The 1330-nt window shown below is 39.6% G+C and carries 1 protein-coding gene and 2 pseudogenes; 2 read left to right on the forward strand and 1 reads right to left on the reverse strand.

The genetic code is table 11. The features are described 5' to 3' along the window. The first annotated feature begins 101 nt into the window (after positions 1–101). Both KIV40_RS35500 and KIV40_RS26225 read left to right on the forward strand, forming a co-directional pair. A pseudogene (locus KIV40_RS35500) lies at positions 102–647 on the forward strand (GNAT family N-acetyltransferase). Between the two features lie 60 nt (positions 648–707). Next, the gene (locus KIV40_RS26225; RefSeq protein WP_012127819.1) at positions 708–992 is read left to right on the forward strand and encodes a MazG nucleotide pyrophosphohydrolase domain-containing protein; all 285 of its coding nucleotides are present in this window, start codon (positions 708–710) and stop codon (positions 990–992) included. Between the two features lie 41 nt (positions 993–1033). Here KIV40_RS26225 and KIV40_RS26230 read toward each other — a convergent pair. Next, a pseudogene (locus KIV40_RS26230) lies at positions 1034–1330 on the reverse strand (transposase); the annotation flags it as partial.

Consider the following 1330-nt stretch of genomic DNA (forward strand, 5'->3'; position numbering starts at 1 on the left):
CCCGTTTCCCGTTTCTATCCCAACTCTGACCAAATAAGTTGCTCTAAAGACTGGATTTGTTATTTTGCCTCCACTCATTAAGTCATGCATAAGGAGCATCTGTGTTACCAAGCTATTGGGAATCAAAGCGTTTAATCTTTTCTACTTTTGATGCAAAACAGGCTGAGTTAGCTAAATCTCTATTCGATTCTAACCATCAAAAAGTGATTCATGACCATACTTTCCGTGATTGGCCAATTGAAGAATATAAATCGCTGATTTCAAGGAGCGCTCTACCAAAAGATCCCGATGATCTTGGCGCTTTCTATCTCAGAAAAATATCGACACAGAAAGGAGAGGCGATAGGTTATATCCAACTCGAACTGAATTTTCCGTACAAAGGGTGCTTATGGATCCCGATGCTATGTCTTATTCCTGACTATTAATGCAAAGGTTTAGGAAAGGAAATCGTCGATAGTGTATTGGATATTGCTCTTGAGTATGCGCCTTTCAATAAAGCTATGCTAAACGTGTACGTTGAGAATACTGACGCTTTTCGCTTTTGGTTTAAGCAAGGCTTCAATCACATAGAACAATTTGATGATACTGAGCATGAGTTAGAGCGCGAGTATCATTGTATTGTTCTGAGTAAAGGAATGTTGCGTTAAATAATTCTGTTATTTACCTTATGGTAGGGTTTATTAGGATTACAAATAAAAGGATTAGAAATGGACATTCGACAACTACAAGCGCATATAAAAGAGTTTGATCACGACCCGGAGAATAAACAGCAATATTTCCTTAAACTGATTGAAGAAGTAGGTGAGTTGTCTGAATCGATTAGGAAAGACGCCACTGGACAACCTACAGAGGACACAATTAAAGGAACAATCGCGGAAGAACTTTACGACGTACTCTATTATGTTTGTGCTTTAGCCAATGTTTATGAGATAGATCTAGAAAAAACGCACCAAGTGAAAGAGATACTGAACAAACGAAAATACAACCGTTAGGGAAAGGGGGGAGTTAAAATCTGAGGGATCCCCACATCTTTTCACCGGAACTCTGCCGCACTTATCGCTTTGAGGCCTCCTACGGCTAAGGCCAGATCCTTCACGCTAAATGAGTAAGCTTCTCTTCCTATCAACTCTTTACCGAGAAAAAAGTAGGAAAGTACCCGGCGTGTTCGAATGGTATTTGCTTGAAAATCCTTGTAGTAACCTTTGAGATAAGCGACTTTACCTACTACCAACAAAGCAAATTGAGTCAACATGCCTATCATCAATAAGATCTCAATACGCTTGGGACTTGCACTACCACTGAAGTTAAGAGCCAACCCATAACGTTCATT

The sequence above is a fragment of the Vibrio sp. D173a genome (genome assembly GCF_030248475.1).

What these genes read in the sequence shown, in the direction of transcription:
- KIV40_RS26225 (WP_012127819.1), top strand. Translation starts at nt 708, where the DNA reads ATGGACATTCGACAACTACAAGCGCATATAAAAGAGTTTGATCACGAC.